Origin of the sequence: Aeromonas sp. QDB68, from assembly GCF_027707405.1 — a bacterium.
GTDB lineage: Bacteria > Pseudomonadota > Gammaproteobacteria > Enterobacterales > Aeromonadaceae > Aeromonas > Aeromonas caviae.
In genome coordinates, this window is record NZ_JAPCIQ010000025.1 from 1 (window position 1) to 16,665 (window position 16,665).

The following is a 16,665-nucleotide window of genomic DNA, read 5'->3' on the forward strand; positions in this document are numbered from 1 at the left end:
CGGTATAACCTGGCCAGAAGGAGGCAATATCAATATGATGCACGGCGACAGCAGGGTGATGGTGGTGGTGTGTTTGGCGACAACCAGTTTACCAGCACCCTGTCTGTCAACTTCCACTTTCCCAGGATCCCGCGAAGAACCTTTTTTATGGGCTCGACATGAGGGTGCATGGGGCCTTAGTTCGATGGAGGCGCATCCGGCCGGTCTGCGGGTGGCCAAATGACCACCCTATCTGACACAATGTCTGCATGATCACGCTTACGAGAAACAAGATGCAGCAGCAGATCCGCGGCCGTCTGGCCCATGCACTCTCCTTCTTGCGCCACGATGGTGCCCACTTCGCCCAGTTTGTCTGGGGCCGCTTCCAGCAGGACAGATTGACGGTGACCGCCGGTTACCTGGCCTATGTCACCCTGCTCTCCCTGGTGCCCATGATCGCCGTGGTGTTCGGCATGATGTCGGCCTTTCCGGTGTTCCAGAGCCTGAAGCAGGCGATGGAGCAGTTCGTCTATCACAACTTCGTCCCCACCGCCGGCGAGATGCTCAAGGAGTACATCGACGGCTTCGTGGCCAACGCCACCAACACCACGGCCGTCGGTATCGGTGCCCTGATCGTGGTGGCCCTGATGCTCATCTCGGCCATCGACAAGAACCTCAACTACATCTGGCGATCCACCCGAAGCCGGCCCTTGGCCCAGGCATTCGCCATGTACTGGATGATCCTGACCCTGGGCCCCGTGCTCATCGGGGCCAGCATCGCCATCTCCTCCTACATTCTCTCGCTCAAGTTGTTCGCGGCTGACAGCCTGTTCGGTATCGGCTATCTGCTGCTGCGCAGCCTGCCGTTCCTCTTCTCCGTGCTCACCTTCCTGCTGATCTATACCGTGGTGCCCAACTGCCGCGTGCGGCTGACCCACGCCTTCATCGGTGCCCTGGTGGCGGCCACCCTGTTCGAGCTTGCCAAGCGCGGCTTTGCCATCTACATCACCAACTTCCCCTCCTACCAGGCCATCTATGGCGCCCTGGCGACCATTCCCATCCTGTTCGTCTGGGTGTATCTGAGCTGGCTGGTGGTGTTGCTGGGGGCCGAGACCACCGCCTGTCTCGGGGAGTACGAGAAGCCCGGTGCAGAGGAGCTGGCCTGACGCCGGTCGGCCATCACACCGGATCCCGACACAAAGACGTTAGCCCGGGCAGGGCATTTATTGGTAGCATCGACGACCGCTCATCCCGCAGGATGGGCGGTCGTGCTGTTTTGAGAGGAGAGGGATGTGATTGCACTGATTCAGCGGGTCAGCGAGGCCAGCGTAACGGTAGAGGGAGAGGTGACTGGGGCCATCGGCCAGGGGTTGCTGGTGCTGCTCGGGGTGGAGCAGGGGGATGACGAGGCCAAGGCGGACAAGCTGCTGCACAAGGTGAGCGGCTATCGCATCTTCTCTGACGAGAACGGCAAGATGAACCTCAACGTGAGTCAGGTGGGTGGCAGCCTGCTGGTGGTCTCCCAGTTCACCCTGGCGGCGGATACCGGCAAGGGGATGAGACCCAGCTTCTCCGGTGGCGCCCATCCCGCAGATGCCGAGCGACTCTATGAGTACTTCGTGGCCCGCGCCAGGGAGAGCGGCGTGCCGACCGAAACCGGCCGCTTCGCCGCCGACATGAAGGTCAGGCTGCTCAACGACGGCCCCGTCACCTTCTGGCTGCAGGTATAAGGGTGGCAGGCAGGTCAGGATTCACCGGAGGGCAGGACGCGATGCCTGCACACTTCGCAGGTTCTTCACCCTGCCGGTGCTCGCCCGCCTAGGCTAAGCTGACGGGTCGCGTGCAGGATGACGTTGCGGTAGCCGGGCACGTCGTGGACGTGGGTCGGGCCTATCCACTCCTCTGCCAATCGTAGAGCCTGTGCCTGTTCGAGCCGGGTGCGGGGCAGCAGATTGATGATGAGGGTGCCGCTCAGGCGGCTGGCCAGCGCCTGATAGAGCGGGGCCTGGAACAGCAGCAGGGGGTTGCCGTCCTGGCTGAACAAGTCCAGCAGCACCAGATCGTAGCTCTCCTGGCGCTGGTGCAGGAAGTGCAGCGCATCGGCGTGATGCAGCCGAGGCGAGCCCCCTGACGAGGGGAGGAAGAACTGCTGGAACAGGGTGAGGATCTCGGCATCCAGATCCACGCAGTCGTGGTGGGCATCGGGCCAGCGTGCCGCCAGGTGACGGGTGAGATCCCCTCCGCCCAACCCCAGCTCCAGGATCCTGCTTGCCTGCTTTGGCAACTGCTCCGCGATGCTCCGTTGATGAGGCAGACAGAGGCGGGCCGGTTGGTGGAGGCTCATGGCGGATTGCACCACGCCGTCCATTTCCAGCCAGCGATGACGGGCATTTTCAAGCACCGAAACGCGGCGTTCGGGTTTGGCGCTGAGGTGCAATAAGTGATCGGCTTGGTACGCTTGCAGATTGAAGTCCATGAATTTGCACGGCAAGATGGCTTTCGACCAGTGTAACTCAAGGATGTTGTTATGTACCGGGTGGTCACCCCCCAAACGGCAGCCGAGCTGGATACCTACTACAGGCTGCGCCGGGAGAAATGGTTGCGTCAGTCCTTCCATCTGCCAGTCGGCGCACACTCAAGGATCGCTTTATGTACCGGGTAGTCACCCCAGAAACACCAGCGGAGCTGGATGCTTACTATCAGTTGCGCTGGGAACTGCTGCGCAAACCCTTCAATCTGCCCCTTGGCTCCGAGCGTGACGAGTACGATACCGTCGCCATTCACCGGCTGATGCTCTCACCCGACGGAACGCCCATCGCCGTGGGTCGCCTCTTTGTGGGCGGCGATGAAGCCCAGATCCGCTTTATGGCGCTGCGACCCGAATTTCGCGGCCAGGGGCTGGGCGCCCGCATGGTGGAAGATCTCGAGCAGCTTGCCCGCGACGAGAAGGTGAAACGGCTGGTGATGAACGCCCGCCAGGAGGCAGTGGAGTTCTATCGCCGCTGCGGCTTCCTCGAGGTAGGGGAAGGCCCCGTCTCCTTCGGCCGCATCCCTCACCGCCAGATGATCAAGTCCCTGAGTCCCATGCAGACCATCCAGTACCGTCCGGAGTGGTGCCAGGATCTCACCACCCGCTGGTCGCGGGGTATTCCCATCAGCGAGAAGATGGGGGTGCACATCACCCACTACGATGGCCAGACCTTCCACCTCAAGGCCAACCTGGCGGCCAATCTCAACGTCCACGACACCATGTTCGCCGGCAGCATCTACAGCCAGTGCGTGCTGGCGGGCTGGGGTCTCATCTGGTTGCAGCTCAAGGAGGCAGGGCTGGGAGGGGATACCGTGCTGGCCGAGGGCAACATCAAGTATTACCGGCCGGTGAGCGAAGAGCCGGAGGCGCGGGTGGCCCGGGAGGGCATGCCCGCCGTGCTCGAGCCGCTGAGGGGCGGAGAATCCGCCAAGTTCAGCCTGCGGGTGCAGTTGTTCAGTGGCCGCAAGCTGGCGGTGGAGTTTGTCGGTCAGTACGTGGTGCTGCCCATCAAGCGCGGCGCACGCTGATCCCTGATGTTCACAGCAACAAGGCCTCTTCGCGAGGCCTTGTTCGTTATTGGGCGGCGGGTGGCCGTGGGCGCCAGAGCGGGCCGCTTCGTCCCTGGGCGGGGTAGCGCACACCCGCCTCCCAGCCACAGGCGTCCTGTCCCGTGGGGAAACTCCAGCCCAGGTCGGGCGCATTGAGGGGGCCGCGCCAGCGGGCGAGCAGCTCGGCGCAGCGTCCCTTGTTCAGGACCCCGAGGTCGAGCTGCCACTGGTCTGCGGCCAGGTCGACACCCCCTTGCAGTGCCAGCAGGTGGGTGATGGTGGAGGCACCGCCTTGCTCGATCCGCACCTTGCCCTGCTCCGCCCTGGCATCCAGCCTGATCTGATAGAAGGGGGTGTCCCCGCGTTGCATCGCCTGCCACAGCGTCTGCGGTGTCAGATCGGGGGGGGTCTGCTCCCTGAACCAGTCATCCAGCAGGGGGTCGATGCCGACCTTGTCCCAGAAGGGATCCTTGCTCTCCAGGCTCAGGCTGCCCTGAAGGGTCCGGCGCCAGTTGGCCGTCTGCTCGCCGGGCTGCCCGTTGAGGTCGGCCTGCAGATCTGCCGCCAGATCCACCTTGCCCGCGAAGGAGACGGGGGAGTGCAGTAACTTGCCCCACTGCACCAGATCCAGCTGCTTGCCCTGCAACTGCAGGCGGCTCTCCTGCCCGGGCGTCCTGCCCCACTGGCCGCTCAGGTTGAGGGAGCCCTCGTCGGGCAGGGAGGTGGCGAGGGTGTTGAGCTGCCAGGAGCTGGGGGTCAGCTCGCCATCCAGGGTGCCGTTGCGAGCACTGAGACCGTCCCACACCAGCTCGAACCACTTGCTCTCGATGCGGGCACGCCCCAGCAAGGTGCCTAGCTGGTTGCCCCGCAGGGCGAGATCGTTCAGGTAGAGTTGCCAGCCGGTCAGGGAGAGGGGCAAGGTGTCGTCGAAAGAGAGCACCTTGAGCTTGTCGAAGGCCAGTTTGCGGATGTCGATCTGTTGCGGGCGCCAGCCCTGCCAATCCTGCCACCACCCCTGGGGCAAGCTGATGTCCATGCCGCTCAGGGCCAGATCCTTCAGGATGAGCTTCTGCTGCTGGGTGTCGAGGGCCAGCTCGACGTTGAACTCCCCTTCGTATGCCTTGCCCCGCAGCTCGGCATCCAGCTGCCGGGGGGAGAAGGCGAGCTTGCCCTCGATGGCCTCAAGCTGGAACAGGCCGCGGCCCATGTCGCCCAGGGTGCCCGCCAGATAGCCGCTGGGCTGGCTGCCCGCCTGCCAGTCGAAGGCGGTGAGCTGGCCGTTGAAGTTGTTGAGGGAGAGCTCCTGATCGATGGCATTGATGCTCACCTGGGCAAGCTGACCCCTGTCCAGGGTGATGCGGCGCAGGGGGAACTCGCCAGGGGGAATGTCACCAAGCTCGAGTCGCATGGCGCGGGCCTTGAGATCGTGCAGTTGCAGGCTGCGCTCTGGCCAGTTCAGCACCATGCCGGTCTCGAGCAGGCCGTCGAACAAGTTGGTGGTCAGTCTGTCGGTACTGAGCACCTGCCCCTCCAGCCGCCCCTTTAGGCTGAGACGGGCCAGGGTGAACATGGGGGTCTCCAGCTGGTTGATGCCCAGGGTGAGGTTGGCCTGGGGCTGGCGTCTCGGGTCGATCAGTTCCCAGTCACTCAAGGACGCACTGAGGCCGCGCAGGGTCAGGGCCTCGCTCTGCAGGCTCAGGTTGTCGATGGTGCTGTCGCTGATGGTGAGGGAGTGAACCGGCAGGCTTGGCAGCTGGTTGGGGAGCGGCAGCTTGATGACGGGACGGATGAGGTCTAGGTGGGCGATGCGCACATCCCGGTTAAACCAGTCGATGTGCTCGATCTCCAGATAGAGTTTTTCCAGCTGTACCGCATCCCCATAGCGCACCTGTTCCGCCAGCAGGGTGTAGGGGTGCAGCGGATTGAACACCAGCCGGCCTATGGTGACGGGCACCCCGGTCTGCTGGCTGAGCCAGTTGGCGATGGGGCCTTTGGCGCGCTCGGCATCGAACAGGCCGAGACCAACCCAGACAAAGAGCAGCAGGAAGGCAAAGGTGTAGAGCAGGCCGCGGAGCCAGGAATTCATCAGTGCTTTCCTCCTGTTTCTGTTGCTTGGTCAGGCATTCGAGTAGTGATCCCGTAGACCGAGCCAGCATCGTATCAAGGGTTCGACATGGCTCGGGTGTTTATCCATCAGGCAAGGTGACCCTCTTCTGCATCTGCCTTGGTCAAGCATTGGAGTAGTGGTCTCGCAGGCCCAGCCAGCGGCGGATCAGGGGCTCGACATGGCTCGGGTGTTTATCCATCAGGCAAGGTGACCCTCTTCTGCATCTGCCTTGGTCAAGCATTGGAGTAGTGGTCTCGCAGGCCCAGCCAGCGGCGGATCAGGGGCTCGACATGAGCCGGGTGTTTGTCCATCAGGAAGCGCGCCATCTTCTGCACCTGAGGGATGAGCGGCTGGTCGCGCACCAGATCGGCGATCTTGAGATCGGCCAGGCCGGTCTGGCGGGTACCGAGCAGCTCGCCTGGGCCACGCAGCTCCAGATCCCGCTGGGCGATGAGAAAGCCGTCGTTGGTCTCCCGCAGCACCCCGAGGCGGCTCTGGGCCGTCTTGGACAAGGGGGCATGATAGAGCAGCACGCAGTGGGAGGCCACCGAGCCACGCCCGACCCGGCCGCGCAGCTGGTGCAACTGGGCCAGCCCCAGTCGCTCCGGGTTCTCGATGATCATCAGGCTGGCGTTGGGCACGTCCACCCCCACCTCGATGACGGTGGTGGCGACCAGCAGTTGCAGTATGCCCGCCTTGAACTCCTCCATCACCCGCTGTTTCTCGACCGGTCGCATCCGGCCGTGCACCAGCCCGATGTGCAGGCCGGGCAGCAGGGTTTGCAGCTCGGCGGCAGTGTCTTCGGCGGCCTGGCACTCCAGCACCTCCGACTCCTCGATCAGGGTGCAGACCCAGTAGGCCTGCTTGCCCTCCTCGCAGGCGAGCCTCACCCGCTCGATCACATCCTGGCGGCGACTGTCTGGCAGGGCGACCGTGGTAATGGGAGTGCGGCCCGGCGGCAGCTCGTCGATGATGGAGGTGTCGAGGTCCGCATAGGCGGTCATCGCCAGGGTGCGGGGGATGGGGGTGGCGGTCATGATGAGCTGGTGGGGATGCACCCCTTCCCGCTCCCCTTTTTCTCGCAGGGCGAGGCGCTGATGCACGCCGAACCTGTGCTGTTCATCGATGATGACCAGGGCGAGGCGCTGGAATACCACCTGCTCCTGGAAGATGGCGTGGGTGCCCACCACCATCTTGACGCTGCCGTCCGCGATGGCGGCCAGCGCCTCTTCCCGCGCCTTGCCCTTCTGCTTGCCCGCCAGCCAGCCCACCTTGATGCCGAGTGGCTCCAGCCACTTGGCGAAGTTGATGGCGTGCTGTTCCGCCAGCAGTTCGGTCGGCGCCATCAACCCCACCTGGCAGCCGTTGCCGATGGCCTGCAGGGCGGCCAGCGCCGCCACCAGGGTCTTGCCTGAGCCCACGTCCCCCTGTACCAGCCGCATCATGGGGTGGCTCTGTTGCAGATCCCTGGCTATCTCCGCCACCACCCGGCTCTGGGCGCCGGTGGGGGTGAACGGCAGGGCGCCGAGCAGCTGCCGGGCCAGCTTGGGTGCGGGTTTGAGGGCGCGGGCCAGCTGGTTCTGAGCCTGGGCGCGTACCTTCAAGACCGAGAGGTTGTGGGCCAGCAGCTCTTCCAGTACCAGCCGCTGCTGTGCCGGGTGCTGGCCGCTCTCGAGCAGGGCCAGCGCCACCGAGGGAGGCGGGCGGTGCAGCAGCTTCAGGGCCGCGGCCAGATCGATCTGCTGGGGATAGAGGCCGGCAGGCAGCAGCTCCTCGACCCCGTAGAGGTCGAGCTGGGCCAGGGCCTGATCCGTGAGGCTGCGCAGGGTGAGCTGGCGCAGCCCCTCTGTGGTGGGGTAGACGGGGGTGAGGGCCTCTTCGGTCTGGCCGGCCTGCTCCTCGCCGAGCAGCTTGTACTCGGGGTGGGCCATCTCCAGGCCGTACTTGCCGGGACGGGTCTCGCCGAAGCAGCGGATAAGGCGGCCCTGGGCCAGGCTGTTTTTCTGGGCAGCGGTGAAATTGAAGAAGCGCAGGGTCAGGCTGCCGGTGCCGTCGCTGATACGGCACACCAGCATGCGGCGGCGCCCCATCACCAGCTGGGTGTCCTGGATCTCGCCCTCGACGGCACCGTGCAGGCCGGGCGGCAGATCGCCGATGGGCCACACCTGGGTGCGGTCCTCGTAGCGCAGGGGGAGGTGGAACAGCAGATCCTGCACCGTGGCCAGCCCCAGCCGCTCGAGTTTCTCCAGCATCTTGCTGCCGACACCCTTGAGGCTATCGAGAGAGATTTTATCCAATTTCATCAATTAGATGCCCGAAAACACTGTAAATATGTCCAGATGATAGGGGTTGTTGCGGCCTCGATGCAAGCCGCGTTGTGCCGTTCCGGGCTGGTGGGCAAGGGAGTGGGGGGAGGGTCATCCATGAAAAAGGCCTGCCGGAAACGGCAGGCCTTTTCACTGACGGGGCGCCCTGGCGGTCAGATGATGCGCTTGAGCAGGAGGTGAGCCTTGACCCTGTGGATCCGGGCCAGCAGCTTGCGCACCTGATCCGGGTAATCCTTGATCTGCTCTATCTGGTCGAAGTGACTGATGCGGCGGGTGTGGGCCAGGATGTTCTCCCGCTCCGCACTGAACTGCTCGCGCAGGTGATGGTGCTGGTCGTGTACCAGCAGGCCGTTCTCCAGATCCAGCGCCCAGGCTCGGGGATTGAGGTTGTTGCCGGTGAGCAGGGCCCACTCCTCATCCACGAAGATCCCCTTGAGGTGATAGGAGTTCTTCTCGCAGCACCAGAGCATGAGGTTGAGCCGGCCGTTGTCGATGTGGTGCTGGTTGCGCTCGGCAAACTTGCGCAGGTTGGTCTCGTAGAGATAGGGCAGACCGCCGATGGTGGAGAACTTCTCCTCCGGGGGGATGAAGAAGTCGTTGGCGGTCTTGTCGCCCACGACGATGGTCACCTTGCAGCCGCGTTTGAGCAGCGCCTCCACGTCCTTGTTCAACTCCTTGGGGGGGTTGAAGTAGGGGGTGCAGATGAAGATCTCCCGCTCGGTGGCCCGCACCAGGTTGCGGATCATCCGGTTGAGCTGGTTGTCCCGCTTGCCCAGGCCCACCATGGGGGTCACGGCGATCTCCCGATCGTTGGGCTGGATGCTCTCGAAGCGGTACTGGCAGAGGCGCAGACGCTGCTTGAAGCGGCGGATCGGTCCCTTGAGCTGCTTGGCGCCGGGGATGCCGGTGCGATCCAGCCGCTGGACGGCCTCGCTGCCGAGGAAGACGTCATCCACGTAGTTGACCATGCTGCGGGTCAGTGCCGGGCTGTGGATCTGGTGATAGCGATCGAAGCGGTAGCGCTCCTGCTGGTGCAGGTAGATGTCGTTGAGGCTGGCGCCGGAGTAAAGCAGGGTGTCGTCGAAGATGAAGCCCTTGAGGTGCAGCACCCCGAGCAGCTCGCGGCCCTTGACCGGCACGCCGTAGATCTCGATCTGGTGTTGGTGGCTGGCGGCCATGGCCTGGTACATCAGGTGGTTGCCCCCCTGCTTGCCCTTGCCGATCAGGCCGCGCTGGGCGCGGTGGAAGTCGACGAACACCTTGATGTCGAGAGAGGGATTGCGCTGCTTGGCGGCATAGAGGGCGGAGAGGATCTCCCGTCCCGCCTCGTCATCCTGCAGATAGAGCGCGATCAGATAGATGCGCTGTGTCGCATGGGCGATGAGCGACAGGATCCGGCTCTTGAAGTCTTTGGCGCTGCTGAGTATCTGGAACTGATCCGCGGCAACCGCGATCTGGGGTAAGCGGGTCAGCAACTGTCGATAATGTGCCGATGAATGCATAGAGAAGCCTGAAATCACGGGATGAAGCGTTCCACTCGGGGCGAAGAATAGGCAATTCTAGCAATCTGTGGCGATGGGCCCAAGCAAGAATCCGTAAAAAGTCGGTGCAATATCACATCGGGGCCGACGGATGCGGCCCCGATGTGTTTCCGTCAGAGGATGGCGCTGGCCGTGGCCACGATGAGGAAGGCGATGGTACCGAGCAGGGTCTCCATCACGGTCCAGGTCTTGAGGGTGGTCTTCTCGTCCATGTTGAGGAAGCGGCTGACCAGCCAGAAGCCGGAGTCATTGAAGTGGGAGAGCACGGTGGCCCCCCCGGCGATGGCGATGACGATGAAGGTCAGGTCCAGCTCGCTCAGGCCGGTGGTGGCGGCCACGGTCGGCGCCATCAGGGCGGCGGTAGTGGTCAGGGCCACGGTGGCGGAACCCTGGGCGACCCGCAGCGCGGCGGACACCAGGAAGGCTGCCAGGATCACCGGCATGCCGGTATCGGAGAGGACGTCGGCCAGCGCGGTGCCGATGCCGCTCGCCCGCAATACGCCGCCGAACATGCCGCCGGCACCGGTGACCAGGATGACGGCGCAGACCGGGGCCAGGGCGTCGTTGCAGAACTTCTCGAGCTGCACCTTGCCCTGGCTCTGGCGGAACATCCAGAGGGCGTACAGCACAGTGATGAGCAGGGCGACCGGGGTCTTGCCGACCATGCGCAGCACGTTGACCCAGTCCGCACCCTTGTCGATGACGCCCATGACGCTCAGGGTATTGAGGCCGGTATCCATGAAGATGAGCACCAGCGGCAGCAGCAGGATGGAGATCACCTGGCCGAAGCTCGGCGCCTTGTCGGAGAGCTGCTCGGCACTGGCAGTGAAGCTCGGGGGCAGGGGCAGCTCAAACTTCTTGCCGGACCAGAGCCCGAACAGGTAAGCACCCAGATACCAGGTGGGCAGCGCGACCAGCAGGCCCACGATGGTGAGCAGACCGATGTTGGCACCCAGCAGCTCGCTGGCGGCCACCGGGCCCGGGTGGGGCGGCAGGAAGGCGTGCATCACCGCAAAGGCACCGGCGGAGGGCAGGGCATACTTGAGGACGGAGCCGCCGAACTGCTTCGCCACGCTGAAGATGATGGGCAGCATGACGATGAGACCGGCGTCGAAGAAGATCGGGAAGCCGAACAGCAGGGAGGCCACACCCAGCGCGAAGGGGGCGCGGTGGGAGCCGAAGCGGTTGATCAGGGTATCGGCCAGTACCTTGGCGCCCCCCGTCATCTCCAGGATCCGGCCTATCATGGCGCCGAGGCCGACCAGCAGCGCGACCGAGGCCAGGGTGCCGCCGAAACCGGTCAGCATGGTGGGGATCACCTGGTCATAGGTGACCCCGGTGGCCAGGGCCGTCAGCATGCTGACCAGGGTCAATGCCACGAAGGCATGTACCTTGAATCGCATGATCAGCACCAGCAACATGACAATGGCTCCGCCCGCTACCGAGAGCAGATAGGCGACATCGGGTGTGTTCATTGCTCCGTCCATAAAATTGTCCTCAAATGGTTCTAGTTGTTGTTCTGCACATTTCTGTGCTGCACTTCACATTGCGAAACGTTACCGGTAACATGTTACCGGTAACGTGGTAGCTTAGAACCCATCAGGCGAACGTTTTTTGAAAAGTGAGAGAGAGGTCAAATAATGACGGGCAAGTGCATTATCGTGATGGGTGTGTGTGGCAGCGGCAAGTCCAGCATCGGCCTCAAGGTGGCCAATGCCCTGGGGGCCAAGTTCATCGACGGCGATGATCTGCACCCTCGCGCGAACATCCAGAAGATGGCGGCGGGCAACCCGCTCAACGATGAAGACAGAGCCCCCTGGCTGGAGCGGATCCGCGATGCGGCCTACAGCCTGGAGCGTAAGAACGAGCTCGGTGTCATCGTCTGCTCGGCCCTCAAGAAGCAGTACCGCGACCAGATCCGCGAGGGCAACGACTCGGTGAGTTTCCTGTTTCTGGATGGCAGCCAGTCCCTCATTCTCGAACGGATGCGGGCACGGCAGGGCCATTTCATGCGCGAAGCCATGGTACAAAGCCAGTTTGATACCCTGGAGCGACCGGATGGCGAGCCCGGCGTGTTTCGCATCGATATCGACGGGACCTTCGAACAGGTGGTCGACCGTGCCGTCACCGCGCTGACGCAGGCGCAATGAGCCATGTCGCGCGCCCGGCTGAGGCCGACCGCGCCCGTATATAGAGTTGGAGAGAAAGCTATGACCCATCCCGTGATCACCCAGGTGACCAACCGCATCCGCGAGCGCAGCACCGCCCGCCGTGCCCGCTTCCTGGCCCGCATCCAGCGCCAGGCCGATCAGGGCAAGACCCGCGCCTCCCTCTCCTGCGGCAACCTGGCCCACGCCGTGGCCGCCTCGAGCTGTGACGAGAAGGGGCGGATCCTCGACATGACCCGCGCCAACGTGGCCATCGTCACCGCCTACAACGACATGCTGAGTGCCCATCAGCCCTATCAGGGCTACCCGGACATCATCAAGGGCGCCCTGGCGGAGCTCGGCCACAGTGCCCAGGTTGCCGGCGGCGTACCCGCCATGTGCGACGGCGTGACCCAGGGTCAGCCGGGGATGGACATGTCCCTCTTCTCCCGGGATCTCATCGCCCAGGCCACCGCGGTCTCCCTCTCCCACAACACCTTCGACGCCACCCTGCTGCTCGGTATCTGCGACAAGATTGCCCCGGGCCAGATCATGGGGGCGCTTTCCCACGCCCACCTGCCCACCGCCTTCGTGCCTGCCGGCCCCATGGCGAGCGGCATCAGCAACGACGAGAAGGTGAAGGTGCGCCAGCAGTACGCTGCCGGTGAAGTGGGCCGCGACGCCCTGCTCAAGATGGAGTGCGGCGCCTACCACGCGGCGGGCACCTGCACCTTCTACGGCACCGCCAACACCAATCAGCTGGTGTTCGAAGCCATGGGCCTGATGCTGCCGGGCTCCGCCTTCGTACATCCGCACAGCGAGCTGCGCCACGCCCTCACCGAGGAAGCGGCCCGCCGCATCAGCGCCATGATCCCGGGCTCCCCGGCCTATCGCCCCCTGAGTGCGGTGATCGACGAGCGCGCCCTGGTCAACGGCCTGGTGGCCCTGCTCGCCTCCGGCGGCAGCACCAACCACAGCATTCACATGGTGGCGCTGGCCCGCGCCGCCGGGCTGGAGCTGACCTGGGACGACCTGAGCGATCTCTCCGACGTGGTGCCGCTCCTGGTGCGCATGTATCCGAACGGCCCGGCGGACGTCAACGCCTTCGAACAGGCGGGGGGCGTGCCCGGCCTGATGCGTCGTCTGGCCGAAGAGGGGCTGATCCACATGGATGCAACCCCGGTCTTCGGCGAGATGCAGAACTACCTCAGCCGTCCGGCACTGGTGGATGGCAAGCTGGTGTGGCAACCGGTGGGCGAGAGCGCGGATCCGAGCGTGCTCTCCCCCTCTGGCAGCGAGTTCCAGGCCACCGGCGGCACCAAGCTGCTGGCGGGCAACCTGGGCCGCGCCGTGGTCAAGGTTTCCGCCGTCGCGCCCGAGTATCGGGTCATCGAGGCCCCGGCCCGGGTCTTCTCCTCCCAGCATGCGGTGGAGGCGGCCTACAAGGCTGGTGAGTTGAACCAGGACGCCGTCATCGTGGTGCGCCACAACGGCCCGGCCGCCAACGGCATGCCGGAGCTGCACAAGCTGATGCCGGTGCTTGGCAACCTGCAGAAGGCGGGTCACAAGGTGGCCCTGGTCACCGACGGCCGCCTCTCCGGCGCCTCCGGCAAGATCCCGGCCGCCATCCACGTCACCCCGGAAGCCCTGCACGGCGGGGCCATCGGCCTGCTCGCCGATGGCGACCTGCTGCGGGTGGATGCCGAGTCTGGCCGCCTCGACTGCCTGACCGATTTGAGCGGCCGTACCCAGGCCGAGATCGACCTCACCCTGGAACAAGAGGGGTGGGGCCGTGAACTGTTCAGCGTGATGCGTCGCGCGGTATCGAGCGCCGAGTGCGGCGCCACCATCTTTGACTAAGGAAGAGCTATGCAGAACTGGAAAGTGACCCCTGCCGAGGTGTTTGCCGCCTCCCCCCTGGTACCCGTGATGGTCATCAACGACCTGGAGCAGGCCCTGCCGATGGCCAAGGCCCTGCTGGATGGCGGCATCTCGGTGTTCGAGATCACCCTGCGCACCCCGGTGGCGCTGGACGCCATCGCCCTCATCGCCAAGGCGATGCCGGATGCCATGGTCGGTGCCGGTACCGTGCTCAACTGCGCGCAGTTTGATGCCGCCGTCGCTGCCGGTGCCCGCTTCGTCATCTCCCCGGGCATGACCCCGGCCCTGCTGGCCCACGCGGCCAAGAGCACGGCGCCGCTGATCCCGGGCGTGGCCACCCCGTCCGAGGTGATGCAGGCGCTGGAAGCGGGCTACGACCACCTCAAATTCTTCCCGGCCGAGGCGAACGGCGGCACCAAGGCACTCTCCGCCATCGCGGCGCCCCTGCCCCAGGTGAAATTCTGCCCCACCGGCGGCATCGGCCCGAAAAACGTGGCCGACTACCTGGCGCTGAAATGTGTGGCCACCGTCGGCGGCTCCTGGATGCTGCCGGCAGACGCCGTCAAGAGCGGCAACTGGGAGGAGGTGACCCGCCTCTCCCGGGAAGCGGTTGAATTGGTTAAACGCTAAGCAAATATCGTTTAGAAAAATTAAACAGGCCACCCCCGGGTGGCCTGCTGTTTTTCCGCCCCCGGAGGGGGTGGGCCGTTTGCTTCCGGCCTCGCCCTGGCTTAAGGTCGGGGGCCGCCCCTCTCCCCTGGAGCCTTCATGTCCTGTCTGCATCCATCCTACCCGCAAGGGCACTTCACCGCGCTGCACTGCCACCCCCATGCCCAATACTGCTATCTGCACGACGGGGGCGGCATCATCACGGGGCGAGGGGAGGGAGAACTGCTGGTGGCGGGCCAGATCTGCTTTATTCCGGCGGGGTGGGAGCACGAGTTTCGCGTGCTGCGCCGCTCCCGACTCTCCCTCCTCTATGTGCCGACGCCGGCCCGTACCGCCTTCGGCCCCTTGCAGGCCAGCCCGCTGCTGGCGGGCCTCTTCGCCCGCCTGTCCGAGCTGGCCGAGGAGGAGGTGAAAGGGGCCTATCTGACGGTGCTTGGCCAGGAGCTGGAGCGCGCCGACCCGCTCGCGGCGCGCATTCCCCTCGCCGGGGCGCTGGACCCGCGCCTGCTGCGGGTGCTGGACAGGGTGTGCCAGGCACCCGCCATCCATCTGACGCTGACGGCGCTGGCGGCAGATTGCGGCGCCTCGGTGCGTACCCTCAACCGGCTCTTCCTCCAGCAGCTGGGGTGCAGCTTTCGCCAGTGGCGGGAGCAGGTGGTGCTGGGACGGGCGCGCCAGTTGCAGCACCGGGGGCTCACGCTGGCCCAGATCGCCGATCGGCTCGGCTACGAGGATCCCGGCGCCTTGTCCCGCGCCCTCCAGCGCCTTGCCCGGCGCGAACCGGCGGCCTGAGGGCGCATTATCTGCCTTCCTGCCCGCCATGGCGGTGTCTGCGGGTTGCCGGCAGTCAGCGCCGCGAGCCGATATCCGCATCCTCCTTGCTGCCTGCCAGCAGACAGGTCACCTCGTCGGTGTGGCAGATCCGATCGCCGCGAAAGGTGAAGAGGCCGCTCACCTTGCAGACCAGGGTGCCGCCGTCCTGGCGGGTGGCCCGCACCACATGGGTCGAGTGCACCCGCTCCCCCTGCGCCAGGGTGGCGACAAACTCGATGCTCGCCCCGGCCAGATGGCGGCGCAGTGTGGCGATGTGCTGGTGAAACGCCGGGTAGTCGAGCCGCTCGCCGTTCACCTCCTGGCAGTAGTCGGGGGTGAACCAGGCGTTGAGCTCCGCCAGGGGGAAGGCGGGATCGCAGATGACGCGCTGCAGGCAGGCTTTCAATCGTTCGGTGTGGTGCATGGTCTGCTCCTGACAGGGTGGATGGAGGAGCCAGCATAGGCCAGGGGAGGCGAGGGGAGAGGGGAGAAGGCGCCATCATGGCGGTCGAACGCGCCATGATGGCCGGGGATCAGCCGAGGCTTTCCCCCTCATAGAGGGAGAAGCCGATGTCCTTGCACCTGGTCGCCAGCGGCTGGCCGCCGAGGCGGGCTAGCAGCATGATGGCGGCTTCGCGACCTATGGTCTCGCGGGGGGTGACGATACTGGCGAGCTTGGGGGTCATGGCGTGGCCGATGTCGAGGGCGTTGCTGCCGGCAATGGCCACCTGCTGGGGCACCGGGATCCACCTGGCCTGGCATTGCAGCAGGGCCCCCACCGCCAGGTCGTCGTTGGTGCAGAACAGGCCGTCGAGGTCGGGGAAGCGCGCCATGGCCTGGGCCAGTAGCTCTCCCCCCAGGGTGAAGCTGGAGGATTGCTCCGTCAGCAGGTGCTGGCCGGTCAGACCGAAATCGGCCATCGCCTGGTAGTAGCCTTCCATTCGCAGCTGGGTGCGCACGTCGAGCCGGGCGCCGAGGTAGATCACCTTGCGCCGTCCCCGGCGCAGCATCTCTGTTACCATGGCCCGGGCGGCGGCCCGGTGATCCATGCCCACCACCATGTCGATGGGGGAGAGGGGCAGATCCATGGTCTCCACCACCGGGATGCCGGCGGTGGCGATCATCTTGCGGGTGCGCTCGGTGTGCTGGGTGTCCGAGAGGATGAGCCCGTCCACGTTGTAGGAGAGGAGGGAGGCGACCTGCTCCTCCTCCCGCTCCGGGCTGTAGCCGTAGTGGGCGAGCAGGGTCTGGTAGCCGGCGGGCCGGGTCACCGCCTCGATGCCGTGGATCACCGCTGAGAAGACCTGGTTGGAGAGGGAGGGGATCAGGATGCCGATCGCCTTGCTGGTGGCGTTCGACAGCATGTCCGGCGCCCGGTTCGGGATGTAGCCGAGCTCCTCCACCGCGGCGGCGATGCGCTCGCGGGTCCCTTCGGCCACGGCGGACGGGTCGCGCAGGTAGCGGCTGACGGTCATCTTGGTGACACCGGTCAGGTCGGCAATGTCCTGCAGGGTAGGGCGGCGCTTGCGGGTGTCGTTCATCTGGGGATCCGGCAAAAAATGTTACACGTAACATTACCGTTTTTGCACGGCAATGTCAGCATATGACGCCATCAACAGGGG

General features: G+C 65.0%; 14 protein-coding genes. 7 read left to right on the forward strand and 7 right to left on the reverse strand.

What is annotated here, in order from left to right; all coding sequences use genetic code 11:
• The first annotated feature begins 272 nt into the window (after window positions 1–272).
• On the forward strand, window positions 273–1,145 hold the full coding sequence (locus tag PG892_RS09915; protein WP_160837838.1) for a virulence factor BrkB family protein: 873 nt from the start codon (window positions 273–275) through the stop codon (window positions 1,143–1,145).
• Window positions 1,146–1,271: 126 nt separating this feature from the next.
• A complete protein-coding gene (gene dtd / locus PG892_RS09920) occupies window positions 1,272–1,709 on the forward strand; it encodes a D-aminoacyl-tRNA deacylase (protein ID WP_039039510.1) in 438 nt (145 codons plus the stop codon).
• A 65-nt stretch (window positions 1,710–1,774) separates the two neighbouring features.
• On the opposite strand, the gene PG892_RS09925 is transcribed toward dtd, so the two are convergent.
• Window positions 1,775–2,455: a methyltransferase domain-containing protein gene (locus PG892_RS09925; RefSeq protein ID WP_160837840.1), complete on the reverse strand. Its 681-nt coding sequence runs from the start codon at window positions 2,453–2,455 to the stop codon at window positions 1,775–1,777.
• Window positions 2,456–2,628: 173 nt separating this feature from the next.
• Here PG892_RS09925 and PG892_RS09930 point away from each other — a divergent pair, with 173 nt between their 5' ends.
• The gene (locus tag PG892_RS09930; protein ID WP_010672532.1) at window positions 2,629–3,537 is read left to right on the forward strand and encodes a bifunctional GNAT family N-acetyltransferase/hotdog fold thioesterase; all 909 of its coding nucleotides are present in this window, start codon (window positions 2,629–2,631) and stop codon (window positions 3,535–3,537) included.
• A gap of 46 nt (window positions 3,538–3,583) precedes the next feature.
• Here the strand turns inward: PG892_RS09930 and PG892_RS09935 are convergent, their stop codons facing one another.
• The 4 genes from PG892_RS09935 to PG892_RS09950 form a co-directional block, all read right to left on the reverse strand.
• Complete coding sequence (locus PG892_RS09935) at window positions 3,584–5,644, reverse strand: AsmA-like C-terminal region-containing protein (protein WP_270825380.1); 2,061 nt, start codon at window positions 5,642–5,644, stop codon at window positions 3,584–3,586.
• Between the two features lie 254 nt (window positions 5,645–5,898).
• A complete protein-coding gene (recG, locus tag PG892_RS09940) occupies window positions 5,899–7,968 on the reverse strand; it encodes an ATP-dependent DNA helicase RecG (RefSeq protein WP_201934772.1) in 2,070 nt (689 codons plus the stop codon).
• A gap of 176 nt (window positions 7,969–8,144) precedes the next feature.
• Window positions 8,145–9,494, reverse strand: a complete 1,350-nt coding sequence (gene pssA / locus PG892_RS09945) for a CDP-diacylglycerol--serine O-phosphatidyltransferase (protein WP_182976165.1) — start codon at window positions 9,492–9,494, stop codon at window positions 8,145–8,147.
• A gap of 152 nt (window positions 9,495–9,646) precedes the next feature.
• Window positions 9,647–11,008 carry a GntP family permease gene (locus PG892_RS09950; protein WP_223918078.1) on the reverse strand — a complete coding sequence of 454 codons (1,362 nt, stop codon included), beginning with the start codon at window positions 11,006–11,008 and terminating at the stop codon, window positions 9,647–9,649.
• Window positions 11,009–11,173: 165 nt separating this feature from the next.
• Here PG892_RS09950 and PG892_RS09955 point away from each other — a divergent pair, with 165 nt between their 5' ends.
• From PG892_RS09955 to PG892_RS09970, 4 genes are all read left to right on the forward strand, one after another.
• Complete coding sequence (locus tag PG892_RS09955; RefSeq protein WP_270825382.1) at window positions 11,174–11,683, forward strand: gluconokinase; 510 nt, start codon at window positions 11,174–11,176, stop codon at window positions 11,681–11,683.
• A 60-nt stretch (window positions 11,684–11,743) separates the two neighbouring features.
• Window positions 11,744–13,540, forward strand: a complete 1,797-nt coding sequence (edd, locus tag PG892_RS09960) for a phosphogluconate dehydratase (protein ID WP_270825383.1) — start codon at window positions 11,744–11,746, stop codon at window positions 13,538–13,540.
• 9 nt (window positions 13,541–13,549) lie between these two features.
• Window positions 13,550–14,191: a bifunctional 4-hydroxy-2-oxoglutarate aldolase/2-dehydro-3-deoxy-phosphogluconate aldolase gene (locus tag PG892_RS09965; protein WP_039039502.1), complete on the forward strand. Its 642-nt coding sequence runs from the start codon at window positions 13,550–13,552 to the stop codon at window positions 14,189–14,191.
• 138 nt (window positions 14,192–14,329) lie between these two features.
• Complete coding sequence (locus PG892_RS09970) at window positions 14,330–15,022, forward strand: helix-turn-helix domain-containing protein (protein WP_104452033.1); 693 nt, start codon at window positions 14,330–14,332, stop codon at window positions 15,020–15,022.
• 55 nt (window positions 15,023–15,077) lie between these two features.
• On the opposite strand, the gene PG892_RS09975 is transcribed toward PG892_RS09970, so the two are convergent.
• Together PG892_RS09975 and PG892_RS09980 are read right to left on the reverse strand one after the other, a co-directional pair.
• The gene (locus tag PG892_RS09975) at window positions 15,078–15,467 is read right to left on the reverse strand and encodes a nuclear transport factor 2 family protein (RefSeq protein WP_104452032.1); all 390 of its coding nucleotides are present in this window, start codon (window positions 15,465–15,467) and stop codon (window positions 15,078–15,080) included.
• Between the two features lie 109 nt (window positions 15,468–15,576).
• Window positions 15,577–16,584, reverse strand: a complete 1,008-nt coding sequence (locus PG892_RS09980; RefSeq protein WP_039039499.1) for a substrate-binding domain-containing protein — start codon at window positions 16,582–16,584, stop codon at window positions 15,577–15,579.
• Window positions 16,585–16,665 lie beyond the last annotated feature (81 nt).